Here is a 24,563-nt window from a genome sequence, read left to right as displayed (position 1 = left end):
CTATAAGATATCTCAACGGTACTCCTCGTGACAATACGTCCCATATCATCCTTAGAGATGCTTCCTGCGCAGTGCAGAAGTGCTGCCCGGATTGGAGAAGAGTATGTCCCATATCGCTCCCGATTTCACATCAAACATCAACAACCACGTTGCCGTCACGCTTTCTCAGGGGCATTCGGCTGGGCCTTCCAAATCAGCTAAAAGTAGCCTGACCAGATTAGCCGCATGGATAAACGATCGTGATGTCCCTTTCCTTGTAACCAGCATTGGCATGATTGTGATGCTTCTTTGGGCTGGGTCCTACAAGATGACCGCTTCCGGCGCCGAAGGTATCATTCCCCTGGTTTCCAACAGCCCGCTGATCAGTTGGCACTTCAAATTGTTTGGTCCCTATATCGGCTCAGACCTAATCGGAATCACTGAGATCGCCGGAGCCCTATTGATTGCCGCAGGCTATTTCAGGCCTAAAGCCGGTGTTGTAGGTGGCCTTATTACCACAGTGATGTTCTTTACCACCAGCACTATGGTTATGACTACACCCGGCGCGATCATTTCCGTTCACGGCATCAGGTATATGAGTTTTTTGGGCCTGTTTCTCTACAAGGATCTTATCTCGCTTGGGGTATCGTTCTATCTAATCGGCTATTTCGGCAACAAGGCTATCCTCCTTGAAAACAGAGGCGAGTGAATGAAGGAGAGGACAAAGTGGCACATTCCAACCTAGTGTGGTGGCGATAAACCTTTGCCGAAGCGATCACATTTCTGATGAAAGATGCCGTTCCACCAGTGGTTTCGTTTTATCTGCGCTGAAGCACGATCTTGTCAGAGCCACGCCTGCTGCTGAGATTGCGCGACGAGAGTCCGGGTGGACTGTGGTTCGACGCCGAGCGCACCACTCTAAGCCCTATTTTTGATCGTCACTTGCCAGACAGCAGACGCATCAAAGAAGGGTGCAGATATCGGCGTCGACCAAGTTGCCTTGGCATCAAATTCTGTTCGGTCGCACGATGAAAAGGATGTTATGAACGACCAAAGCGGGAAATTGCTGATCGTGGAATCTGACGACGCTTTGAGGGTAACCCTCATCGCTTTGTTGGAAGACGCAGGATACAGGGTTTCAACCGAGTACCGCGGGGGAATGAAAGCCGTTTTCGCTTTCGAACCCGACCTTGTCATTCTTGGTGCGGATCCACCGCAGTTGGATTGTTGTGACCTTCTTTCTGAAATCAAAGCTTCCAAGCACACTCAGAATGTACGAGTTGTGATGTTAGTTCATGGGAATGCCGCGGAACGGACTCGGGGACTGGATCTCGGGGCGGATGATGCATTGTCGCTGCCTCTCGATCCACCCGAGCTCCTTTCGAGGATACGCTCTCAATTGCGGAGCAAACAGACTGCAGACGAGCTTTGGCAGCGACTTCGGCTTAGCGAGGACAGTCAGAACGCGAACCAGCAAGTGGTAACGGCGGTCAATGAGGAGAGACGGACGTTTCTGGTCGGCACTCTAGCCATTGTTCTTGTACTTGTCGTTGTTGGCCTTGTCTCGTTTTTCTTCTACCACCGTAGCCAAGCGGAAAACGTCCGAGTCTTTGCCGCCATCACTCGCCTGCAAACCGGCGCACTCTCGCAGCAAAGCCTGATGGAACGTTCCCACCAGAGCCTCGAGAACCAGACGCGGGGAGCTGCAGGCGACCAACCAGAAGACCACGCCGCTCTAGAAAACCAGGTAGCGGCGGTAGAAGGCCGGCTTCAGAAGCTCGAAACCGAGGGGAAGGCTGCACACGCAATAATCGAAGCCGATGAGCCGAGTGTCTGTCTCATCCATGTTGTGTTGGCATTCCGCGATCACGACTCCGGGTTGAAATTGCGCTACGCGGCGCTCACTAGCTCCGGAGAGCCTGAGACCGACAAGTCCAATAATCCCTTAGTGAGCCTTACGGGGATCGGACCAGAGGTACACCTTGATGTTTTTGGCACCGGGTTTCTTGCCTCCGATGACGGACAAATCCTCACCAACCATCACGTCGCCGAACCCTGGTGGCAGAACGACGAACTGAAGGAGATGCTCGATCAAGGCCTCGAGCCCGATATTGCCGAGATGACGGCCTATTTCCCCAGCATCGCCCATGGCATCCCGATTTCGACCAAGAAGATTTCGTCCGTTGCAGATGTCGCAGTCGTAAAGGGGAATGTTTCGGGGATGCGAATTCGGCCCATCACCCTGGCCGATGGGCGCAACTCGGCTGTTGGCGGCAGTCCGGTCGTGTTGCTTGGCTATCCTACCGGTGTTGATGCGATTCTGGCTCGCACTGGTGCAGCTACTCTACAGGCAATCGCAGCTTCATCGAAGGGCGATCCGAAGCAGGCGATGGAAGAACTCGCACGCCGTCACTTGATCAAGCCAGTCGTCACACAGGGACACATCGGCGACATACTGCCTGACAAAATCGTTTACGACGCCCAGACGACCTCTGGCGGTTCCGGTGGCCCGCTCTTCAACGATCAAGGTCAGGTCATAGGAATCAACTTTGCGATGGTACGCGATTTCGGCGGATCAAATTTTGCTATTCCCGTGCGTTTTGGGGAGTCACTCTTGAAGCCCTGAGACGCGTAACCAAACGCGCTCCCAGACCTCTCATCGTCGGAAGCGCCTTACCCAAAGCCCGAATGGAGTCATCCACATGTTTGATATGAAAAACCTCACTCGTCTGAAGAAGCTCGATGAGAATGCACCTGAAACGATGAAAGCCTTTTGGGCTTTTGACAAAGAGGCATTCAAAGACGGCGCCATCAATGTCTTGCACAAGCAATTGATGGCTGTGGCCGTTGCGCTGACAACGCAGTGTCCTTACTGCATTGAGTTGCACGTGAAAGCAGCGCGTCATGCCGGCGCAAATGACGCGATGCTGACGGAAGCAGCCATGGTCGCTGCGGCGATGCGAGCAGGCGCGGCGGTTACCCACGCGTCTCACTTATTCAAGGATTAACAAGAACGAATGTTGTGAATCAACGATGTTTGTGTCCCATGCCCCAACGAGACATGGGGCACAAAATTGCTGGACGTCATCCTCGCCCATCCGGCTCTAACAGAAGGATTGGGTTTCCTTTTCGTTCGCCAAGTAGTACAACGTGATATCTAAAGACTGACAGGAGTGAATTGTGAGCCAAGTCTCCCTGGTTTGTTCCCCTTTCGCGGTGCTTCAGAGCGGAAAGGCAAAAGATGTCGCGGTCGGCTGCAGCGCACCTCTTGGAGCGACGTTTGTTGCCGGTGGGGTTAACTTCAGTGTTTTCTCCAGAAATGCATCCCGGGTAGAGCTGCTCTTGTTTGATCGGGTTGATGATGCCCGTCCTGCCCGCGTTATCGACATTCAGAGCGCGACAAACAGAACCCTGGACTATTGGCATGTTTCTGTGGAGGGGATAGTGCCGGGTCAACTCTATGGATTTAGGATGTATGGCCCTTTTGATCCACCAAGAGGCATGCGCTTTGATCACGAAAAGGTCTTACTGGATCCTTATGGGCGGGGAGTGGCCATTCCGGAAAGCTACAGCCGAAGCTCGGCGACGGTTTCCGGAGATAACGCCGCTACTGCAATGAAGAGCGTTGTGCTAGATCCGAGCTCCTACAACTGGGAAGGCGATCTTCCTCTGCGCAGACCAGCTTCGCGATCCATCATCTACGAAATGCATGTGCGTGGATTCACATGCAACCCCAACTCCGGAGTATCGGAGAAAAACCGCGGAACGTACGCCGGAGTCATCGAAAAGATCCCCTACCTGCAGGATCTTGGAATCACTGCTGTTGAACTTCTGCCGGTTTTTCAGTTCGATCCTGGGAATGCGGTGAACGGGCGATTGAACTATTGGGGCTATGACCCAATTTCCTTCTTTGCACCACATTGCGCGTACAGCTCGCGTCGCGATCCGTGCGGTCCGATGGACGAGTTTCGCGACATGGTCAAGGCTCTGCACAGGGCCGGCATTGAAGTCATTCTGGATGTTGTTTTCAATCACACTGCCGAGAGCGATCACAATGGCCCGACGCTGAGTTTCAAAGGGATGGAAAATGGCGTCTACTACGTTCTTGACAACGACCGTTCCCGCTACGCGAATTACACCGGAACAGGGAATACCTTGAACGCGAACCATCCGGTCGTTCGACGCATGATCGTGGACAGTCTTCGTTACTGGGTGCAGGAGATGCATGTCGACGGCTTTCGTTTCGATCTTGCATCCATTCTGAACAGAGATGAGGCAGGTAATCTGATGCCCAGTCCGCCGGTGCTCTGGGATATCGATTCAGATCCTGTGCTTGCCGGATGTAAGCTCATTGCCGAAGCATGGGATGCCGCGGGCCTGTATCAGGTGGGCAGTTTTCCTGGGCACAGTTGGAGAGAGTGGAATGGACGATTTCGCGACGATGTTCGCAGCTTTTTCCGTGGCGACGAGGATACCGTTGGGCGCCTTGCAGACAGGTTGATCGGCAGCCCCCAGATCTACGGACACAAGGCACGGGAAGCCGAGCAGAGTGTAAATTTTGTAACTTGTCACGACGGGTTCACACTGAACGACCTCGTCTCGTACAACGTAAAGCACAACGAGGACAACGGCGAGCACGGACGCGATGGCACGGATGACAACCGCAGTCATAATTGGGGTGTGGAAGGGCCATCGGAAGATCCGGCAGTGGAGGCAATTAGAAATCTTCAGGTAAAGAACTTCTTGACGGTCACGATGATCTCCCTGGGACTCCCCATGATCCTGATGGGTGACGAAATGCGGCGCACACAGCGCGGCAATAACAACGCCTGGTGTCAGGACAATGAGGTCAGTTGGCTCGACTGGGATCTGCTCGCAAAGCACGCGGACGTGTATCGCTTCGTACGATTGCTGAATCAACATCGTCTGATGCGAAGCGAAGAAGAGGCGGAGTCCCGCGTCAGCCTGAACGAACTACTACAGAGGGGGAACCGTGCCTGGCACGGCGTGAGACTATGGGCACCTGACTGGAGTAAGAACTCTCACTCACTAGCGATGCACATGTCCTGTCCAGCCGATGATCTGACCTTTCACCTGATTTTGAATTCATACCAGGAACCCTTGGAATTTGAACTTCCTGTGTTGCGAGTCGGCGAGCAGCAGTGGCGGCGTTGGATCGATACAAGCCTCGACTCACCTGATGACATTGTCGAATGGCCAGTAGCCCAGAAAGTCCCCAGTCCCGTGTATATGGCTGGTGCTCGTTCCGTGGTAGTGTTGTATGCTCGGTTGGGCTAAAGCATGTTCAAACAGACGAGAAATATCATCGCCATTTCCCGGTTCATTCTGGTGGACACGCCCGTATCGAGAATGTCAAAAAAGATCTTCAATGCATTCTTGACCACGAAGCATGAGGGAACAGGTCTGGAACTGGCAATTACCCGTTCCATAGTTGAATCACATGGTGGTCGCATCTGGGCCACGGCAAATTTCGGGCGTGAGGCGACGTCCTACTTTCACGCGCCTGATAGAGTGACTGTGGCTGCAGGACGCATCCCAATAATCCCGCGGTGCGCATGCGCCAATCTTCACGCTTTCTGATTCACCGAAGAGGCTGACTGTGGATGTGGGCACTTCGGGCACATCCACAGTCACCTTGAACCCACTGTCAATGCGTTGTCGGCTCCAATGTTCTCGCTGCAGAACGGCGCAATTCGGATACGACAAATGGCTGAGCGGCTCCACATGAACCATTTAGTCGTTGCATGGCGTCGATCACTCCCGCTGGCAATGTGGGTGAAAGCGGAGAAGGCACGTCGATCGCTGTCTCCGAAGTTCCGATCGTCATCTGCAACAGGACAACTGTCTTGCGCAATCCGTCACCTTCACAGCTGGCAGATGGCTTCGGACTGAACGACAACATCGACACGAGTCGACTTCATGATCTCATCATCGTGGGCGCTGGGCCGGCCGGCCTGTCAGCGGCAGTATATGCAGCGTTTGAGGGATTGGATATTCTCCTGATTGAAAGCCATACCCCGGCGGCTGGGCGGATGCCAGTTCGAGGATAGAAAATAATCTGGGATTTCCAACCGGTGTATCCGGTCAAGAACTCGCTACGAGCGCTACCAGACGGCACACGGCAACTCCTGCCGCATCCGCGCCACCTCATCGCCGCGCCGCTTGTGTCCCATCTCCGCCTCTAGCAGTGTGAGCCGAGCCGCGAGCCACTCGTTCCATGTTCCTGCCCAGTGTTGTGCTTCCACTGAACGCATCTTCATACCGATAGCCTCCCTGGCAATCTGTTTGAGCATCTAGGGCCCACCGCCTGAGGTTGCGCGTGCAGCCGCCATCGCCGCCAAACACGCTGGGCGCATCGCGTTGTTCCTGAACCTTTACCTGGTCTCGTCCGGATGATAGCCCGTTGCAGCAGTGGATACGGGGATTCTCTTCGCAGGCTTTTCCAGAAAGTGTTTGACCACGGGAATTACCCTCTGCGGTTCTGAAAACAAGGCGAAGTGGCCGGCATCCGGGATCACGGCTAGCTCGGCGTTGGGCATCAGATTGACGGTTTCAACCGCGTGTTCAAGGCGCACAAAATCGAAATCACCCAGAGCGATGAGAACCGGCGCTTGGATCGATGCCAGCTCCTCCTTTGAGAATCCTTGCCAATGAAGGTTTCCGAGCTTGTCGAAAATTCTGGGCCAGTACTCTGGATCGGGAGCCACTTTTTTGTAGCTCTCTCTTTGAAACTGGATGTAGCTGGACTCTGCGGTCGGCGGCTCGGCAAAATGCGTTGTCTTCGGGTTCAAAGCAACCTGAGGAGGTCCGAATGTCGCTGCATAGGTTGCTACTCGGCCGACAAGCTCGGGATAACGAGCTGCGATCATCACGACTGCATTGCCGCCATAACTTTCGCCAAAGAAGTTGGCCTTTGCGATTCCGAGATACTTCAGCAAACTTGCCAGGTCTTCGGCATATCGCTCGATCGAAAGCGGACGTTCCGGGATATCCGCCGTGCGGCCGTGCCCTTGGAGATCAACCGTAATGACCGTGTGGCTTTCAATCAGCGCAGGATAGCGATTGAGTCCGGCGTATCCAAAGGCAGGAGGGATACAGACCAGCGGATCGCCGGTTCCTTCCGTCTCGTAATACATCTTCAGCCCGTTGACGGGCGCGTATCCGTGGGCTTTCGTCGTACTGCTGCTGACTGCGCTTGCCATGGTCCTCCTTGTCTCGCGCTTCTACAGCGCTTCGGTTTCCGGACGTTGCCCAGGATTACTTTTCTTTGCGTGAGCCATGTGCGAAATACTCAGGGAAAATGTCCAAGAAGTACTTCCAGCCTTTCTCATGCTCTCTTCCGGCTTCTGTATCGGGTATGCCGGTATGGACGAGGGTCATCAGAGTGGCTTCTCCGTGCTTTTTGAGGGTCAGAGTCACTGTCGATTCCTCTCCCAGCGTGTTCGGCGACACCCACGTGTGCTGAATGCGAGTCGGCCTCTCCATCTCCATGAATCGTCCATAATGGGGAATCCTCTTGCTCTTCATGTAAAACAACCCATCAACATGCGGATTCAGAAGCATCTTGTCACCCATATTCCAGGGAGTGCCCGGTGTCTTCGGATCCAGCCAAGCATCGTACACCTCACCCGGAGGAGCACAGATAGTTCGTTCTAACCTCACTTCAATGGTCTTCATTGCAATCGTCACTTGTCCCTCTTCTTCTTTTTGTCGCGAAATTGCTGCTCAAACTGATCGAGGCGTTCGTTCCAGAACCGTTCGTACTCATGCACCCATCCCGATACCAATCGCAGCGGTTCCGCTCGAAGAGAAATGATGACCTCGCGCCCCTGCCTTTCGCGCTCGATGAGCCCCGCTCGTTCCATCATCTTCAAATGCTTTGTCACCGCGTTTAGCGCCGTAGAGTACGGCTGTGCAACATCCAGGAATCGCGCGGGACCGTTTGCCAGCTGTCCGATAATCGCTCGCCGCGTCGGATGAGAAATGGCTGCTAGCACGTCAGAGAGTTGATCCATTCTTATATTACACCATAGGGTGTAATATTCATGCAAGGGATTTTGAATACCTGAAAAAGTGAAGAAGAATAACCAACAATTCCACTGCGCGGAGGGTGCGCTTCTCGGCCCGGCAAAAATTTGCCCCACCCGGCAGCCATCCCTCCTCGAAATCGGGTCATGTATGTGTGGCCGGTAATACGCGAGCAACTCAGTTCTTTTGGTCACTGGTAAGGTCCTGGTTTAGTTTGTTTATGTGACTCTGTTCGTCAGGACGATTCCACGTCAGGATCGGAATTCGCCCAATAGTCTCGGTGACAGAATTGGGCCGCCGAAACGCCCTACTTCTTTGCTGTCCATTTTTGGACCGATCCCGTTCGCTTCTGAACACCCTTGGCTGGTCTCCAAGGCTTGCCTTGTCTGTCACGTAAGGACCGCAGTCCGCGCCGTATCCTGGCTAAATTGCGCTATATCAGCGAATGGCCTGCTTCTCGCAAACGACTCTTTCCCTCGCTCGCCGTTTTTATAATTGGGCCTTTAAGTGCATGCGCATACCCAGGGTACTGAACTTAGCAGCGGTGATCCAACGAGCAAGCGATTGCACCGATCCTGGCAAGACTATCTGGAATTCCATCATTCAATCGGATGGATGACGAGTGAAGTCAGTCTACGTCTTCTCGAATGCCGGAGTGAGCTTCGGGAATCTAAAAGGGGAATGAGGGCGTATGTTGCGAGATTTCCTGTTGGCTATTCGGATGCTGCGGAAGCAGCCGGGCTTCAGTTTGATTGCGGCGCTGACTCTGGCGCTGGGGATTGGCGCTACTGCGGCCGTTTTCAGTTTGATTCAGGGTGTGCTGCTGACGCCGCCACCGTACGAGAAGCCTGACCAACTGATGATGATCCCAACGAAGCGCGTTGATGGGAAGAAGATGGATAGTCCCCGTGGCTGGGCGGCGCAACAGTGGCTGGATTGGCAGAAAGAGACAACAACGTTCCAGGGGATCGCTGGGTATGACTGGACATTCAATTTCCTGATTCGTAATGACGGCAGCCAGTCCATGCAGGGGATGGAGGTATCGCAGGATTATTTCCGGGTGATGGGACTGAAGCCGGCGATGGGGCGGGGTTTTGCGAATTCCGATTTCGCACCAGGTCCGGTGAAGGAGATTGTGCTGGGATATGAGTTCTGGCAGAGGACGTTCGGCGGCGATCCGCAGATTATCGGGAAGACTGTGCGCATCAGCCGCTGGCAGGTGACGCCGACCGTGATCGGAGTGATGCAACCGGGGGTGCGATTTCTGCCATCGCCGAGAGCAGCGAAGGAACCTAATTACGACGTCAACGCGACAGTGGATTTCTGGGCACCGCTCTATCCGGATCCAAAGTATATGAGGGAGCCTGATTGGAACGTGGTTGCGCGGCTGCGGAATGGAGCAACTCAACAGCATGCGCAGGAGGAGCTGTCCGTGCTGGTGGCCAGAGAGGCGCTGGCAGAGAAAGAATTTGAAGGATTTGCGCCGCAACTGGAGCCGGTAACGGAGGAGATGAACCGGGATGGCAAGCGGATTCTGCTGCCGCTGCTTGGCGCGTCGGGGCTGGTGCTGCTGATTGCTTGCGGGAACGCGGCAGCACTGCTGCTGGTGCGCGGACTGCAAAGGCAGCAGGAGTACGCGGTGCGGATCGCGATGGGCATGGGCCGCATAGCACTTCTGAGAAAAGTCTTGACTGAGAGCTTATTGCTGGCCCTGCTCGGGGGAGCATTGGGTGGCGGCCTTGCTGTTGGCGCGGTGAAACTGTTCAAAGCGATTGCAGGACATGCCGTTCCGCGTCTGGATGGAGTGACGGCAGGTTGGGCGGTCCTGGGGGCGGGGCTTGGAGCGGCTGTGCTCGCTGCATTCATCGCGGGGGTGATTCCCGCACTGCGGGCGTTTCGTCTGGATCCGATGGAGGTGCTGAAAAGTGCGGGCCCGAAAGGGACAGCGGGAACCGGAGAGAGGCGGCTGCTGCAGGGAGTCACAATACTGCAGACGGCGCTGACTCTGGCGCTGCTGGTGGGTGCGGGGCTGCTCATTCGCACGATGGTGAAGATCGCCGCGGTGCCGTCGGGATACAACACGGGACGGATCCTGACGATGAGCGTGACGGATGTGCAGAGCTATTCGACCTGGGGCAGCTTCCATCGGCAAGCGCTGGAGCGGGTTGCTGCGATTCCGGGCGTGCAGTGCGCGGCGTTTGCCTGGGGAGTGCCGCTTACCGGGAATAACTGGCCTGCGACGATGGAGATCGAGGGCCAGCCTCCAGCGGTGAAAGAGAGCGACAAGATTGCGCTGCCGATGCGCGCGGTGACTCCCGATTACTTCAAGTTGATGGGAATAGCGCTGATGGACGGGAGGGAATTTCGATCGACGGACGACAACAAGGCGCCCGGTGTGGCGATCGTAAACCAGGCGTTTGCGGACCGCTATTTTCCGCATGGCAATGCCATTGGACGAAAGTTCTGGTTCGACGGGCGCGATAAGCCGGGCATCGAAATTGTCGGGGAGATCGCGAACGGGCGGAGCGATGATTTGACGCAGGAGGCGTCGTCGGAGATCTATCTGCCGCTGTGGCAAGCGACTGCGTTTTCCAAACATCTTGTGATTCGGACTGCAGCAGATCCGCGAACGATGGTAGCTGCAGTAGAACGCGAGCTACGCTCCGTAGATCCAACAGCGGCAATCGAAAATGTGAAGACTCTGGAACAGATTCGCGACGAATCCCTCTCCTCACGGACCTTTGCTATGCACCTGCTAACAGGATTTTCATCTGTAGGAAGCCTGCTGACGCTGGTGGGAATCTACGGCGTGCTTTCACTGTCTGTGGCCTCGCGACGCAAGGAGCTTGCGATTCGAAGCGCGATGGGGGCACAGCAGACGGACATTCGCAAATTGATCTTCGGAGAAGGATTTCGATTGATCGTGAGTGGCGTGATCGCCGGCGTTGTTCTGGCCATTGTTTTGTCGCGGGTGCTGAAGTCGTTCCTATTTGAAGTGCAGCCCAGCGATCCCGCGACGTTGATCGCGGTGGCAGTGTTGTGCGTGGGAGTGGGACTTCTGGCATGCTGGGCGCCTGTGCGGCGGGCGGCGAAGATTGATCCGTTGGAAGCATTGCGTTACGAGTGAAACGTGTGAGCCTCGATCACGAGAGCTCATACGTTCACCCGAATACTCGGAATGCGACTTCGCATAGCGCCAACAGGGCAAATCACTCATCGAGCTTGCATTATGCGCTGAATTTCAGATATATCCTCGAAAATGCCGCAGGCTATCGGAGCCGTCTGAGACAATCTCTGCTGGGCGAGGGAATTTCATTGCAATTCCGAGTTATTGTTGCCGATGGGACGCGGATATCGGTTAAATGCATCACACGAAACAATGGACAATATGGAGCAAGTCTAGGGTTAGGTGGTATACGTATTCCGGACGGAAAGTTTGAAGGAATTAGCTGCCAAAACCGGGGCGAGATTCTGTCTCTTCGGAATGCCGAAGGCAATTTGGCGGATAGGCAGGATAAAGATGAAAACGAGAATAGATCTTGCACTTATGCTTTCGGTCGCGCTCGCTCTGGTTGGTGCCACCTCGACGATGGCGCAACAGACTCGGAAGGGGACCAGTGTTCCTCCAGCTGGACCACAAGGTCCGTGCGACATCTATGCCGCTGCCGGTGATTCCTGCGTAGCCGCCCATAGCACTACACGCGCGTTATATGCCTCCTATAACGGTCCCCTCTACCAGGTTCTGCGCCAGTCGGACGGCAAGACCCTGGACATCGGTGTTGTGCGGCCTGTTCTCTCGCCCGTTCCCGATGCCGGAGGATACGCCGACGCAGCCGCACAGGACGGCTTCTGCGCCAACACGTACTGCTGGATCAGCAAGATCTATGACCAATCTCCCAAACACAACGATCTCACGCAGGCGCCCCGTGGCGGATTCAGCGGACCGGCCCTGGGCGGGTTCAACAATATTCCGCTCGCAGACATGGCGCCGATTACGATCATGGGACACAAAGTTTACGGTGTGTTCATCGAGCCAGGCATGGGCCTGCGCCATGACGATGCGAGAGGCACCGCAGTCGACGACCAGGCGGAGGGACAATACTGGGTCGTGAATGGCAAGCACTTCAATTCCGGTTGCTGCTTCGACTACGGCAATGCGGAAATCGACAGCCGCGACGATGATAACGGCACCATGGAAACCCTCTACTTTGGCAACGCGACTCCCTGGTATAGCGGAAACGGCCAAGGTCCGTGGATCATGACGGACCAGGAGAACAATCTTGTCGGCTGCGTCAAAGATGATGGTTCGAAAGGCTGTACAGATCTACCGAGCATCCCTTGGCGATTCGTGACCGCAATCGCCAAGGGAGAACCGCACCACTGGACCTCCATGGGCGGCGATGCGCGAAAAGGAGCTCTATCGGTCATGTTTGATGGACCGCGTGTTAATCCTACCTATGACCCGATGCGTAAGCAGGGAGCTATTCTGCTGGGCAACGGCGGCGACAACAGTGACGGTTCGCAAGGAACATTCTATGAAGGGGCGCTGACAGCCGCAGGCACATTTCCCTCGAATGCTACCGACCAGCTAGTGCAGGCAAACATCGTGGCTGCCAGGTACGACGTGGCCCCGCTCACTGTGACGCCTGGGGCAGAAACGGCAACGCCGCCAGGGCTGCAGACGTTTACTCCGGGGTCCTCGCAGGACACCACCGTGACGTTCACGAATACCACGGGGACGCCGGTGGAGGGAGTTAAATTAAGTATGGCCGTGCCCACCGCACAGTGGAGTGTAGTCGTCTCCGGCACCTCTGAAGCGTCAAAGACGTTCGTACAACCGATTGCGCCGGGTGAAAGCGTGACCGCAACTTTCAAAGTCACTTCTGGGCCAGCGGCCTTCAATGGCGATGTCGTCGGCAATGCATCGTGGGCGAACGCAATAGGCAAGAAGCAAGTCGAAACAGCGGCAGAAAAGGTGAGGAATGCAGAGCCGATCAAGATCAACGAATATCGCGTTCGTTCAGGTGCTCCTGCCAACCCGACAAACTCGTTTATCGAGATCTACAATGCGGGTTCCCGAAGCATCGATATCTCCAACTGGACGTTGACCGAGCATCCCGCCCATCAAGCTATCTTCTCGACCATAACGATCCCGGCTGGAACGAGCCTTGCGGCCGGCGGCTTCTACCTGCTAGGTCTCTCCGACTCCGGGTTGGCGGTCCCCGCGAGCGCAGGCGACAGCATCCTCCATGTAAGGAACACGGAGGGAATGTCGGTTGACGATACGATCCGCATCGGCGACGGCATGAACGCGGAAACCCGCAAGATCACAAGCCTTGGGACGGCAGCCAGCAACCATACAACGCTGTGGCAACCCCTCCCCGAAGGACCGGTGATCACGATTCGTGCGGGCTCGACCAACGTGCCTGTCGAGAGCGTGTCCGGTTTCGTTGTTGGCCAGAAGATAGCTCTCGGGTATGGTGCGACTTATCCCTTCGTCGCAAATACTGTGGAGCAGTACGAGATAGCCACGGTAACCGCAGTAGGCAAACCGGGCACACAAGCATATCTAGCGACGGATGCGCAGGTCGGAGCGAGGAACATCAAAGTAACATCCGTCTCCAATATCTCTGTCGGTGACAAGATCAGGCTGGATATCGACAGTGTCGGACATGGAATCGAGACCGTCACTGTGGCTCATGTTGGAACAGCGGTGCGTCAGACAAATCTCTCAACTCCTGCAAGCGCCGGCGTAACCCGGATCAATGTCCGCCGGGCAGAGGGTTTTGCGGTGGGTGACAAAATCACGGTTGGAACGCCGGCAAGCCATGAATCTGTTACGGTCACCGCCGTAGGCGGCGCAGAGCCGGAAAGTATGACTCTCGAATTTACGCCAGCCCTGGCTAAATCTCATGTGGCCAGTGAGTGGGTTGTGTCCCCGGGCACGGGTCTGGATCTGGCCGCTCCGCTCAAGTTCAATCATGCGGCCAACCTGCCGTTCAGTGATCGCGGAACAGGGATCAGCTTCCAGCCGGCGACAGCCTTTGCCCATTCAAGCAACGAGCCAGTCCAGGCGCTTGGCACTGGTATTACGCTCGACAGCCCACTGACCAACAACCATACAATCCATGCTGTTGTACGCGACGAGGCCGTCAAGGCAGCGGGATACCAAGGGACGCCGACACCCAATCAATGGTTCGGAGGACCGGAATTGACTACCAACTCCCCTATATTCGGTCGAATTATCACCATCGAAGAGGGCAGCATGGTGCTAAGGGACGCCTCGGGGATGGTTGCCGACAGCCTTAACTATGGCAGCCTTGTCGACCCCTGGGCCGCCGAAGGCTATCAAGCCGCCTCAGGAGCAAGCCAGAGCGGTTGCTACGCGCCCGCACCAAACGCAATGTTACAGTTATGGTCAATCGTCGCGAGCCCTAATACCATCAATGCGAGCGCAGGCCGCTTCCCCGACGGCGCTGATACCGAGAGCAACTGTAACGACTTTCTGGCGCAGGCTGCTGCCGCTCTGTCGACTGCTTCGCCTGCGGGTGCAACGAACATCAAGGTCGACAGCGTGGAAGGCTTCAGTGCTGGCCAGAAGATACTGATAGATTCGGATGGGAATCTTGAAAATGCCATCATCGCTACAGTTGGCACAGCGGGCGCTACTACGCTACGCACGGCCACGGGTGTGGGAGCCACGGTTCTCCCGGCCGCCGATGCGATCGGCTTTAGTAAAGGCCAGACAATCACAATTGATAGTGGAGCAAACTCCGAGACGGCTGTCGTCTCCTCAACCAGGAACTTCCGCGGCACCACAATCACAATCGCTGCGCCGCTAACTCACGCGCACGCGGCTGGCGTGCAGATTTCCGGCAGTGGTATCAGCCTCACTACTGCATTGGCCCGGGCACATGCCAGTGGAACGCAAGTCTCCAACGACGTTCCAACACCTGGCGCGCCCAACCAATATCACAGGACCGAATCATCGAGCGCGTCTACGAAACCAGATTGATGTTTATAACGGCTGAATCGGAACCACTTACAACTATTGGCAACGAAAAACGTGAAAGGATCCATAGCGGGAGAAATAGACGCCCGGATGAGCCCCAGTGAAGTTGAGCATTTGTTGCTCAAATTGCCCTATTGTGGATTTAGATCATAATCGCGGTTGACGACCAGCTGCGCGTTTGGCGAGAGAATGAAGAGTCGTCTTGAACACCTTAAGATATCTTAGATGTAGATAGATGTATGAGAAATCGAGCGAAAATCGGCAATCTTCATAAGAAAACGCCACTGCGGATGACAGCCTTGTTTCTCTGCCTTCTGACAGCGCCAGCAATCTCCGCTCATGCCTCGGTTGCGCTACTGATGGAAGAGCCGTACGGGAAATTTGGTGCTATGAATCCCACCGGGCATGCTGCGATCTATTTCAATCACATCTGCGCCGATTCCCCTACTGTGCTTCGATCGTGCCACGATGGCGAGTACGGAACCGTCATTAGCCGCTATCACAAAATCGATGGCTATGACTGGCTCGCCATGCCCCTGATTGGCTATCTCTACGCAGTTGATTCGCCGAACGACATTCCCCTCACGGTGGATCGAGAGAAGGCTGAAACTCTGCGGGACGCTTACCGCAGACAACATCTGCTTGATCTCGCGCCGGACAATCCGGAGGGTGGAACTCCGAAAGGTGAATGGACGCAGCTTATTGGCGCTTCCTTCGACCGAACCATTCACGGCTTTCAAGTGGATAGCTCGCCGGAACAGGATCAGATATTCATTGCTACCTTTAACGATCGCCGCAACGTCGGCCACTTCAACCTCCTCTTTCATAACTGCGCTGACTTCTCCGGTGTAGTACTCGATATCTACCTGCCTCACGCCATCCACCGAAACTTTCTCGCCGACGCAGGTGTGATGACTCCCAAACAGGTCGCCCGTGATCTCGTCAATTACGGAAAGAAAAACCCAAGCCTGAACATGAGCGCCTTTGTGATTCCGCAGATACCGGGTAGCATTCCCCGCAGTCACCCGGTCGATGGCGTGGCCGAGTCGCTTGTCAAGAGCAAGAAGTATCTTCTGCCTATGGTTGTTCTGGCCCCTGAGGTCACTGGAGGAGTCGTGGTCGCTTATCTGGTCGACGGTCGCTTGAAGCTTCCCAAAGGCACACCGATTTTCGAGATCGGCGATGAGGAGACGACCGGCGCTCCAGACGTGCCTGTTAAACAGCGCAACGTACTGCCAGTCTCTCCGCCGCAAATTCCGCCACCGCCTTCGTCTCAACTCTAGAGCGGTAAGAGTTGTAGACGAGGATGGATTTGCTCTGCCCATAGAGGCTAGTGAGAATCCCGAATCTTCTACAGGTCACGGTTACAAGGTGCACATTATATGCAAGCTGCATACGGTCCCACACCCCGGCTTGGATATGCGTAAAGGTCGATCCATATGATCGGCTCTTTGCCTGCGATGTCGTCAGATTTGTTTGCCCAGTATGCGATTGAGCCGAAGTCTGGCGGATCGTTCTTCCACGCCCCAAGCATCAGCCGAATTCCGCGCATCATCAGCTGATTGAGCGTCTGATACTAGCCAGTCTTGCTGCGACTCTGAAGGAAACCCGGAAAAGCCGAGGCATACAGCATCATAGCTACGATGGCCGCAAGGGAACTGCTGGGACTACGATCTTCAACTACTTATGGGATACGGATTCTCAGGGCATGGTCAATCATAATGCCATAGTGGACGGGCGAGGCCCTTTCGCTTGCCGTCGTCGGTTCGATAACGGAGGACACTGGTCCTCTCTGGGTAACGCTTGGTGTGCCGTCGACGATCCCGTGGAGGGTTTGAGCCGGTGGTTGGTTGACTTGATTGGTTGCGCATAGATCCACTTGCTATCTGCAGACCTGACACGCAAATACAATGTAACGGGATTCCTCATATACCAGTTACTGGATACTAATACCGTCTTATAACTCAGAATCCGTCAATTGTTTTATATTCGGGTAGCGATCTGGGTGACACGCTTTGTTGAGCTTTCTCTAAGCTATTCAATATTGTCAAGTTATGAGTGATACGGCGGAAAGAGAATGGGATTTCTTAAGCTCTTTTCCGTTTGCCTTGAAAATGCGGGACTTAACACGCAATCTTAGTGCGTACATAGGCGACCTAATGGGATGAACCCGCCTCGTGGAGAAGAGTTGTTGGACTCGCTACGAGGAGGATGAACCATGATGATGGCAACGACGATTGGACTGGATATTGCGAGGCAGGTCTTTCAGGTGCACGGAGCTGATAAGGCGGGACGAACGGTATTGCGGCAGAAGTTGAGGCGGAGCGAGGTGGCTCAATTCTTCTCTGAGTATCCTTCGTGCCTGGAAGGAATCGAGGCCAGCGGCAGCGCACTACTGGGCGGATGCAGGCAGAAGTTCAGAGATGCTATCAACGATCGACTCAAAATGTCGCTGGCAATCAGGCCACGATAATTCCGGTTTATCATGAGGCTCGAAGCGGCGATCTTAGCGAGGCGATGATGAAGAAATCAAAGCATCCCAGGTGGAACCGAAGAGAGTTCATTGCCGGCGCGGCAACACTGGCTTTTGGTCGATGCGCTCTAGCGCAGTTGGCCGAAAGCAAGAGTGAAAACGCTCATGGCCGCGACGTCTATATCGTCTCAAATTTTCACCCCGCCAGTTGCGGCTGGCTCGCGGACTTCTCCGAAGAGCGGGTCTACTGCGTTAACAGCTACCTCTCGCATCTGGATCGGGTTCGTGACGATGGTGAGTATCAGTTTGCTCTGTCTGAAATAAACAACATCATCGGCATCATGAATTTTCGCCCCGAGCGCATCCCCGAACTAAAGCAGCGCGTCACGGAAAACGCGTTGAACTGGTCAACGGCTTCTTCCTCGAATCCACCATTAATCTTTCAGGCGGCGAGGCGCTCGTTCGCATTGGCTCCGAAGGCCTGCGGTGGTACGAAGATATTTTCGGTCTGAGGCCCCGATATGCCTGGTGTATCGATACCTGCGGTGTACATGATCAGATGGCGCAAATCGTGAAAGGCCTGGGCATGGAGGCTTTCATCTACACTCGCAAGAATCCGACAGGTAAGACAATCTACTGGACCATCTCTCCCGATGGGTCGCGCATACTTACGCTTTGCCCGGGCCATTACTCCGAGGCCAGTAGCATCTATGAGAGCAAGGAAGTATTAACTGACATGGAACTTGACGGGCTCGAAAGCCAATTCGCCGCGAAGGAAAGAATCACACCGGAAGGTGCATCAATCCTGATTCTTGGCGGTGGCGGTGATTATTCGCTCGCTCCCCCGGTCAAGTCCTATCCCACTGCATTACTCCTGCAGTGGCAACAGGCCGGGATACGCCGCAAGATTCGCTTCACAACCCTCAGCAAGTATGTCGATACCATACTTCCCCGCATTCAATCCGGAGTGATAGAGATCCCTACTCATCAAGGCGGTACTGCGTATGACTTTGACGCATTCTGGATGGACACCCCTAAAATAAAGACCTTATACCGTAGCTGCGAACAAGGCTTGCAAGCGGCAGAAGCACTGGCTACCATCGCAAGTCTGAGTGGTCATTATAGCTATCCATCGCAGAGCCTCTACGAGTTATGGGTACTGATGTTCTTAAACATGGATCGCAACACTCTCTGGGAATCAGCAGGAGGCATGGTCTTCGTTAGTGACAAATCCTGGGAGGTGCAGGACAGGTTCAACTGGGTGAAGCGCTCCACTGCGCAGGTTCAATCGAGCGCTCTCAAATCCCTCACAGTTGCAGGAGAACAAGCAACTGTCTTCCATCCATTGAATTGGCACCGCAATGATCCAATCATCCTCAAGCTCGCTCCTGACAAAGTCATCGAGGGCGCGCTATGCGAACTTCTGCCAGATGGACGTATCCTGTGCAGCGTTCCGATGGCATCTACGAGCATTCATTCATTGAAGCTGGTCCAAGGCGCGCCGCAGAAACCGAAAACACTCGGCCTCGCCAACAAAATTGAAACCTCGCTCTACACTATGACCCTCGATGTGAAGACCGGCGCAATCGCCAGCCTCATAAGCCGAAAGAGCGGCCGCGAATTCCTGGGATCACAAGCAAATACCATCGTCGCGGAAAGACCCAAGAAGAAAGCAAACGATCCGGCAGACGTTCTTCCTCCAATTCCAGAGCAGAACAAGATAGCAACTTCGAGCGATGAACCGTCAACGATCGAAGTACACAAAGGGACGCTGTCAACGACCATTGTGGTCACAGGGAAGTTCTACGGCGGCGGTATTTTGCGACGAGTCATTAGGCTCTACGAAGCCTATCCGCGCATCGATTTCGAGACAGAGCTGAATGATATTCCGGACTACACGATGGTGTATGCCCATTTCCCCCTTGCGAACGATGTTGATGAAGTCATGCGTGGCGTGCCTTTCGGTTTCTCCCATGCCGCTTGGTCAAAACCCAATCCCAACCTGCACGGCTGGGCCGGAGGCATCGTGCCCGCGGTACGCTGGTCCGCCTACGCAACCACCGACAGAGGCGGCGTGGCCCTGCTCGATCGGGGATTAACAGGACGCGAATTGAATGGCCGTGAGGCCTCCATCTATCTCTTAAACGCAGAAGACAAATATGAGGGATACGACAATCCATGGCTCACCGGCAAAGGCAGGCATGTGCTGGAATATGCGCTGCTGCCTCACGAAACTTCATGGGAAGGAGCGCGAGTTCCACATACAGCGTGGGAATACAACCTCGCGCCGGCAATGCTCGATGGGTGCGCTGGCTTCAAGAGCCAATCTTATCTAGAAACATCAGGCAACGTCATCGTCGAGTCTCTGCGACGGCAGGGCAATCACATGATCTTACGGTTCGCAGAAGCTTTCGGGATCGCGGGTGAAGCTCGTGTCAAGCTATCACTTCCTCACAAGAGCGCCGCTATCACGGATCTGGTTGGAAACGTAGTTACGAACCTTCCATCCGACGCGGATCTTCGCTTCGCAATTCAACCACAGCAGATTGTTACGATGTACTTTGAAACAGAGTCCGCAGTCGAGGAAGAAATACTCGTGACAGCATGGGATAAATTCGCACCGCAGCAAAAACTCGAGGCGCTGCACGCATACAGCCCTAACATAGTCGGACATCCGCCTGTCGGCTCTTAACGCTCAGACTGACTCGGCCCCGTTGGCGATGGCAATGCGGCTTATGGCGCTCTGTCCCGGCCACAGTCTGCGCTCAACGGTTTTATTGATGACGACTACGCTCCGATTATTGACGATGTTGTCCCGGCTGATGTAGCGGCCTTCCTTGAGGCGCATTCCGATCGCCTTAAAGTAGCTGGGCGGGACGATGTAGAAGAATACAGAAATGAAATCGCTGCCAGCAAGTCTCCGCCGCCTTGGCTGCAAATTTGCGATATTTTCAGCATAAAGCCGTTGACCTTGTTAACTATTTGTCTTAACTTTGTTGCTAATCACTTCTAAATTTTGGGGTCGACGAGACTCTTTAGCAATCCGCCTTCTTGCCTTCAATAGCCCTACCCGCCGTCCGAAGCCCTCTCTGGCTCGATCAGGCTACGCAGATTCTTGGTCGCGCGCACGGCCCTAGCTCCCACTGTGTTCTGTCGAAAGACAGCCCAATTGAACGAGGTTTTCTCTTGAAAATCAGAAGCTTTCTCCGCCTACTTCTGTGCGTTGCGGGCGCATTTCTATCCAGCGCCATCGCGACGGCCGCCATCTCTACCCCTTCCTTCAGCACCGGCACCGGTACCTATCGTGTTCCTCCGACCGTGAAAATCTCTGAGGGGACCTCGGGCACGAAGATCTACTACACCACCAACGGGTCGACGCCCACGACTTCGTCAGCTGTCTATTCGGAACCTCTCACCATAGGCAGCGCCACTGCGGCCAGTACCACGACATTGAAGGCGATTGCGGTCTATCCCGGCGGTTCGGCCAGCGCAGTGGCCTCAGCCACCTACACCGTATATGCTGCCCTGGCTCCGGTCTTGAGCGTGACCTCGGGGTCCTTCGATAGATCGGTCGCGGTCAGCATCAAGGATGGGACATCGGGTGCGGTCATTCACTACACGACAGACGGGAACACGCCCAGCGCCGCATCCCCCGTTTATAGCGGTCCGATCACCTTCAGCAATAGAAGCACATTCAGCAGCACCGCGACGCTCAAGGCAATCGCCGTCTACCCGGGCGGACCACCGAGCTCCGTCACGTCGGGAAGCTACACCATTCTTTCCGAATACATACCGGTTCACAACGTGAACTCGAATGCCTCTTTTTTCGGTATGAACGCGAGCGGCATCTTGAATGGAACGCCATGGCCGCTGGTGCCGACGGGCTCTTTCCGGATCATTGGTGAGGAGACAGACTGGAGCACTTTGAATCCGGCTTCCGGGACCTATAACTGGAAGAGCCTCGACCAGGAGATCGATCTCGCACGGGGCAACAATTCGCAGGTTCTATTTACTTTCGTGGGCACTCCGCCATGGGCGATCGCAACCAACCTGGGCATTTCAGCGATTAGCAGATCAGGCGGAGTGGTCACAGTGACCACGTCGGAACCGCACAATCTTTACTACAATTCCATGTATCAGCCCGCACAACAGACCAGCGTCGAAATTTCTGGAGTCGCCGACAGCAGCTTCGACGGCACCTTTGCGATAACGGGGACGCCGACGTCGACGACGCTCACCTATTCGCAATTCGGCTATGACAGCACCTCGTCCGCGGGTTCGTTGAGTGCAGTTTGCGGCACCGGGGTTGCGCCGGGCGGATGCACGGAGGCTCCGGTCAGCCTTGCCAGCTGGGACGCTTTTGTCTACGCGCTCATCAATCATGTGGGGCCACGCGTGATCAAGTACTGGGAGCTTTGGAATGAGGCGAATATTGCTGACGGGTGGAATGGAGATCCGATGATGCTGGTTGCAATGACAAAGGATGCCAGAGCGATTATCAAGAAGGCCGATCCGAACGCCATCATTCTGAGCCCTTCGACTACCATCAATTTTGAGACGCCCACGGAGTGCGCCACCAGGGATCCGCGCTGCGGCAGCAAGTGGTTGAGCAACTGGCTGGCGGCGGGCGGAAAATACTACATTGATGGAGTGGCATTCCATGGCTATCCGTCGGTGGGAGAAGCGCCTGAGCAGATTCAGGGCGTGGTGACCTTGCAGCAAGTGGCGATGAATCAAAATGGCATCGGTTCACTGCCGATCGTCGACGCGGAATCCAGCTGGGGCTTGAATACTAGGCTCCCCGACGAGAGCGACCAGGTCGCATTCCTGGGCCGGCACTTTCTGCTTGAACATTCGATCGGTGTTCAGGCCTCTTTCTGGTATGCCTATGACAGTACCAGTTGGGGCGGTCTTTGGACCCCCTTCGCAGGATTGAATGCCGTGGGCGATGCTGATCGAGAGGTGGCCAAATGGATCGAAGGCGTTTCCTTGATTCATCCCTGCAACGCCACGGTTACTGACTCCACCACCTACACCTGCAGTTACACCCGACCGAACGGATACTCCGCGCTGGCGGTGTGGAACACGGTTGGAGAGAAGTCGTTTACGGTGCCTGCAGGCCTGGTGCAATATCGCGACTTGTATGGGAACGTGATCAATGTGTGGGGTGGGTCGGTGGAAATCTCCACAAGCCCAATTCTGTTGGAGAGTTTCAGCGCATTCTAGCGTATCTGTAATCTTCTGTATGGCCTGCGTAAGATCGCTTGACTTAAGGCAGCCGCACAGCCGGGTTGACAGGATGGGACCTCCTAAACAAGCGAGGTCCCCAATTCCTAAAAACCATCCTCCAGAGTTTAGGGCTTCGGCAACTAGCGGGTGGCCGTATCTGCTGCAGCAGCGAGCTCATGCAGGGTGTTGAGGAATTTCTTGCTCTGACCGATGAAGAGCCCATCGACAGTGAAGCTGGCGATCATAGCGACAGCGCCTCCAAACTTATCGGTCAGCGGACGAATGACAGAGCACTTGGGCAGGTTGGGCTTGATGAATTCGCAAGGGACGGGGAAGATCTGGCTGGGCTGAGTCAGCTTATTGAGCGGGTTAAAGAAATTGGGAAAGGTTAGTCCCGCGTCCGTGACGGGTGCAACAGGCGCCTGTACCGCATTGCCCGCGAAATCGACCCATTCCAGAAAGTGTGCTATCTCGTCTCCACCGATGCCAAGGGTGATTCGAACCACTTCTGGATGCTTTGCTTTTTGATTCATTGCTGCGTAAAGACTCGATCCGCCTTGCTCAATGTATCCGAAGTGAAAAGCAGCTGTATTCGCGATCACCTGAATATGGTTCGGGTCATTGAAATCAGCGTCGGTGATGGGGATAGCAGTGCGGTCTGTGATTTTGATCGCCTGTGGATAAGTGGCGCCAAAGTCGGGATTTGTTGCGCCGCGATAACGAATGAACCAACTGGTGTCAACGTTAAGGTGCATGAGGTTTGTCAGACGGCCGATGTTCTGCGCTCCCGTTGCCTGGCTTCCCTGAAGCGTGAAGAATTCGTCGAAGTTGACCGGTTCGGCGCCTTTAGACTCCAGGTATCCGTTGAGAAAGCTAGCATGACTGATTTCGTCGAGGGTATTGCTGGTGATGTATTGGGTGGCATCGCCATCCAGGTTCTGGAGGGCAGCCTGGTAGCCGTTCAAAGGTTGATTCGGGTCTACCTCTAGCGGAATTCCCGAAGTGAGGCCGCACAACTCCGCATACTGTGTCCAAAGATCCGACTCGATGAGTTCTGCTGCAGCCAGAAATCGGAGTATGGCAACATCACCAGCATCTAGACTTCCGTTTTCTACTCGTTCCTGTGCACCTGCTAAAGTTTCATTTGTTAACAAACTGACGCCTACCGTAGCTGCACCCCCTGCCAGAAGGCCTGTTTTCATAAAAGAACGCCGATCAACTGGACGCTTGGTATTGTTCACTGGTTTTCCATATTTGTTCTACCTTCCCTGCACTTATGAGCTGAATGGTGGCAGATTTATTCCCAGCGTTTGATTTGTTCCATGAATTCTTTTGCCACCTGAGGAGCTTCATTCGACAGGCAAAAAGCAGAGAGACGAGAAGAAGCAAATGCGGCGGCCAAAGTGGCTGCATCTAGTTCATATCTTGCGCGAAAAAGGAAAAAGTTTAGCCCGGTGCGGTTCCTGAAGACTTGCGCCTGCACCACGATGTCGGAATCTTGGCTCCGCCTTGTCAAACTCGACGCTGGCGTACGGTTGTCCTGAGCTATCCCTATGCGTGCGAAAGCGCTTGAATTGTCAGCGAGTTTTGCGAGGACGTGTTCAGGAGCTATTGGATTGCACGCTACGCGCATGCGAACGTCGAATCCAGATGCTGTGCAAGCTTCTCCAGCACGCCCTGTCTCGGCGTGTTGAGAGCCATCCATCGCAACCAATTGATCTCCTCCGCCCGTAGTTAGCCGAATGTACGGGGATTCGCGGAGCCAGCTAGCAGCGTCCTCCGTGTAATCTCGCCCTTCGTACACCTCGATTAAATCTTCGT

General features: G+C 54.8%; 19 protein-coding genes and 2 pseudogenes. 14 read left to right on the top strand and 7 right to left on the bottom strand.

Annotated features, from left to right (window positions below; genetic code table 11):
- Nucleotides 1–103: 103 nt before the first annotated feature.
- The 7 genes and pseudogenes from OHL23_RS24990 (at nt 104) to OHL23_RS24970 (ending at nt 6,050) form a co-directional block, all read left to right on the top strand.
- Complete coding sequence (locus tag OHL23_RS24990; protein WP_263354750.1) at nt 104–688, top strand: DUF417 family protein; 585 nt, start codon at nt 104–106, stop codon at nt 686–688.
- A gap of 333 nt (nt 689–1,021) precedes the next feature.
- A pseudogene (locus tag OHL23_RS29055) lies at nt 1,022–1,360 on the top strand (response regulator); the annotation flags it as partial.
- A gap of 18 nt (nt 1,361–1,378) precedes the next feature.
- The gene (locus tag OHL23_RS24985) at nt 1,379–2,605 is read left to right on the top strand and encodes a S1 family peptidase (protein WP_263354749.1); all 1,227 of its coding nucleotides are present in this window, start codon (nt 1,379–1,381) and stop codon (nt 2,603–2,605) included.
- Between the two features lie 76 nt (nt 2,606–2,681).
- A complete protein-coding gene (locus OHL23_RS24980) occupies nt 2,682–2,987 on the top strand; it encodes a carboxymuconolactone decarboxylase family protein (protein WP_263354748.1) in 306 nt (101 codons plus the stop codon).
- A 172-nt stretch (nt 2,988–3,159) separates the two neighbouring features.
- The gene (glgX, locus tag OHL23_RS24975; protein ID WP_263354747.1) at nt 3,160–5,277 is read left to right on the top strand and encodes a glycogen debranching protein GlgX; all 2,118 of its coding nucleotides are present in this window, start codon (nt 3,160–3,162) and stop codon (nt 5,275–5,277) included.
- A gap of 3 nt (nt 5,278–5,280) precedes the next feature.
- Nucleotides 5,281–5,580, top strand: coding sequence for an ATP-binding protein (locus OHL23_RS29050; RefSeq protein WP_396127416.1), 300 nt, complete (start codon nt 5,281–5,283; stop codon nt 5,578–5,580).
- 164 nt (nt 5,581–5,744) lie between these two features.
- Complete coding sequence (locus OHL23_RS24970) at nt 5,745–6,050, top strand: NAD(P)-binding protein (protein WP_263354746.1); 306 nt, start codon at nt 5,745–5,747, stop codon at nt 6,048–6,050.
- 54 nt (nt 6,051–6,104) lie between these two features.
- On the opposite strand, the gene OHL23_RS24965 is transcribed toward OHL23_RS24970, so the two are convergent.
- The 4 genes from OHL23_RS24965 to OHL23_RS24950 all read right to left on the bottom strand — a co-directional run bounded on the left by OHL23_RS24965 (nt 6,105) and on the right by OHL23_RS24950 (nt 8,144).
- Entirely contained in the window at nt 6,105–6,260 is a 156-nt protein-coding gene (locus OHL23_RS24965) for a DUF899 domain-containing protein (RefSeq protein ID WP_263354745.1), read from the bottom strand.
- A gap of 114 nt (nt 6,261–6,374) precedes the next feature.
- Nucleotides 6,375–7,202: an alpha/beta fold hydrolase gene (locus tag OHL23_RS24960; RefSeq protein WP_263354744.1), complete on the bottom strand. Its 828-nt coding sequence runs from the start codon at nt 7,200–7,202 to the stop codon at nt 6,375–6,377.
- A gap of 55 nt (nt 7,203–7,257) precedes the next feature.
- Entirely contained in the window at nt 7,258–7,689 is a 432-nt protein-coding gene (locus OHL23_RS24955; RefSeq protein WP_263354743.1) for an SRPBCC family protein, read from the bottom strand.
- On the bottom strand, nt 7,686–8,144 hold the full coding sequence (locus OHL23_RS24950; RefSeq protein ID WP_263354742.1) for an ArsR/SmtB family transcription factor: 459 nt from the start codon (nt 8,142–8,144) through the stop codon (nt 7,686–7,688). Before OHL23_RS24950 ends, OHL23_RS24955 begins: the two co-directional genes overlap by 4 nt.
- A 575-nt stretch (nt 8,145–8,719) precedes the next feature.
- Between OHL23_RS24950 and OHL23_RS24945 the strand changes: the two genes are divergently transcribed.
- The 6 genes and pseudogenes from OHL23_RS24945 (at nt 8,720) to OHL23_RS24920 (ending at nt 20,205) form a co-directional block, all read left to right on the top strand.
- Nucleotides 8,720–11,155: an ABC transporter permease gene (locus OHL23_RS24945; protein WP_263354741.1), complete on the top strand. Its 2,436-nt coding sequence runs from the start codon at nt 8,720–8,722 to the stop codon at nt 11,153–11,155.
- A gap of 393 nt (nt 11,156–11,548) precedes the next feature.
- A complete protein-coding gene (locus tag OHL23_RS24940; protein WP_263354740.1) occupies nt 11,549–15,043 on the top strand; it encodes an arabinofuranosidase catalytic domain-containing protein in 3,495 nt (1,164 codons plus the stop codon).
- A gap of 236 nt (nt 15,044–15,279) precedes the next feature.
- Nucleotides 15,280–16,323 (top strand): hypothetical protein, encoded by a 1,044-nt coding sequence (locus OHL23_RS24935; RefSeq protein ID WP_263354739.1) that lies wholly within the window; start codon nt 15,280–15,282, stop codon nt 16,321–16,323.
- A 935-nt stretch (nt 16,324–17,258) separates the two neighbouring features.
- Nucleotides 17,259–17,442 (top strand): annotated as a pseudogene (locus OHL23_RS24930) (IS110 family transposase); the annotation flags it as partial.
- A gap of 118 nt (nt 17,443–17,560) precedes the next feature.
- Nucleotides 17,561–18,025, top strand: a complete 465-nt coding sequence (locus OHL23_RS24925) for a hypothetical protein (RefSeq protein WP_263354738.1) — start codon at nt 17,561–17,563, stop codon at nt 18,023–18,025.
- On the top strand, nt 17,917–20,205 hold the full coding sequence (locus tag OHL23_RS24920; RefSeq protein WP_317891728.1) for a glycoside hydrolase family 38 N-terminal domain-containing protein: 2,289 nt from the start codon (nt 17,917–17,919) through the stop codon (nt 20,203–20,205). The genes OHL23_RS24925 and OHL23_RS24920 overlap by 109 nt, the downstream gene beginning before the upstream one ends.
- 3 nt (nt 20,206–20,208) lie before the next feature.
- On the opposite strand, the gene OHL23_RS24915 is transcribed toward OHL23_RS24920, so the two are convergent.
- A complete protein-coding gene (locus OHL23_RS24915; RefSeq protein ID WP_263354737.1) occupies nt 20,209–20,361 on the bottom strand; it encodes a hypothetical protein in 153 nt (50 codons plus the stop codon).
- A gap of 338 nt (nt 20,362–20,699) precedes the next feature.
- Between OHL23_RS24915 and OHL23_RS24910 the strand changes: the two genes are divergently transcribed.
- Nucleotides 20,700–22,739, top strand: coding sequence for a chitobiase/beta-hexosaminidase C-terminal domain-containing protein (locus OHL23_RS24910; protein WP_263354736.1), 2,040 nt, complete (start codon nt 20,700–20,702; stop codon nt 22,737–22,739).
- Nucleotides 22,740–22,882: 143 nt separating this feature from the next.
- Here OHL23_RS24910 and OHL23_RS24905 read toward each other — a convergent pair whose 3' ends face one another.
- Together OHL23_RS24905 and OHL23_RS24900 are read right to left on the bottom strand one after the other, a co-directional pair.
- Nucleotides 22,883–23,944 carry a hypothetical protein gene (locus OHL23_RS24905; RefSeq protein WP_263354735.1) on the bottom strand — a complete coding sequence of 354 codons (1,062 nt, stop codon included), beginning with the start codon at nt 23,942–23,944 and terminating at the stop codon, nt 22,883–22,885.
- A gap of 95 nt (nt 23,945–24,039) precedes the next feature.
- Nucleotides 24,040–24,456 carry a hypothetical protein gene (locus tag OHL23_RS24900; protein WP_263354734.1) on the bottom strand — a complete coding sequence of 139 codons (417 nt, stop codon included), beginning with the start codon at nt 24,454–24,456 and terminating at the stop codon, nt 24,040–24,042.
- Between the last annotated feature and the right edge of the window lie 107 nt (nt 24,457–24,563).

It is taken from the genome of Acidicapsa acidisoli, from assembly GCF_025685625.1.
In the GTDB taxonomy this organism is placed as follows: Bacteria; Acidobacteriota; Terriglobia; order Terriglobales; family Acidobacteriaceae; genus Acidicapsa; species Acidicapsa acidisoli.
The sequence above is the reverse complement of the archived record's forward strand: the minus strand, read 5'-3'. Positions and strand labels throughout refer to the sequence as shown.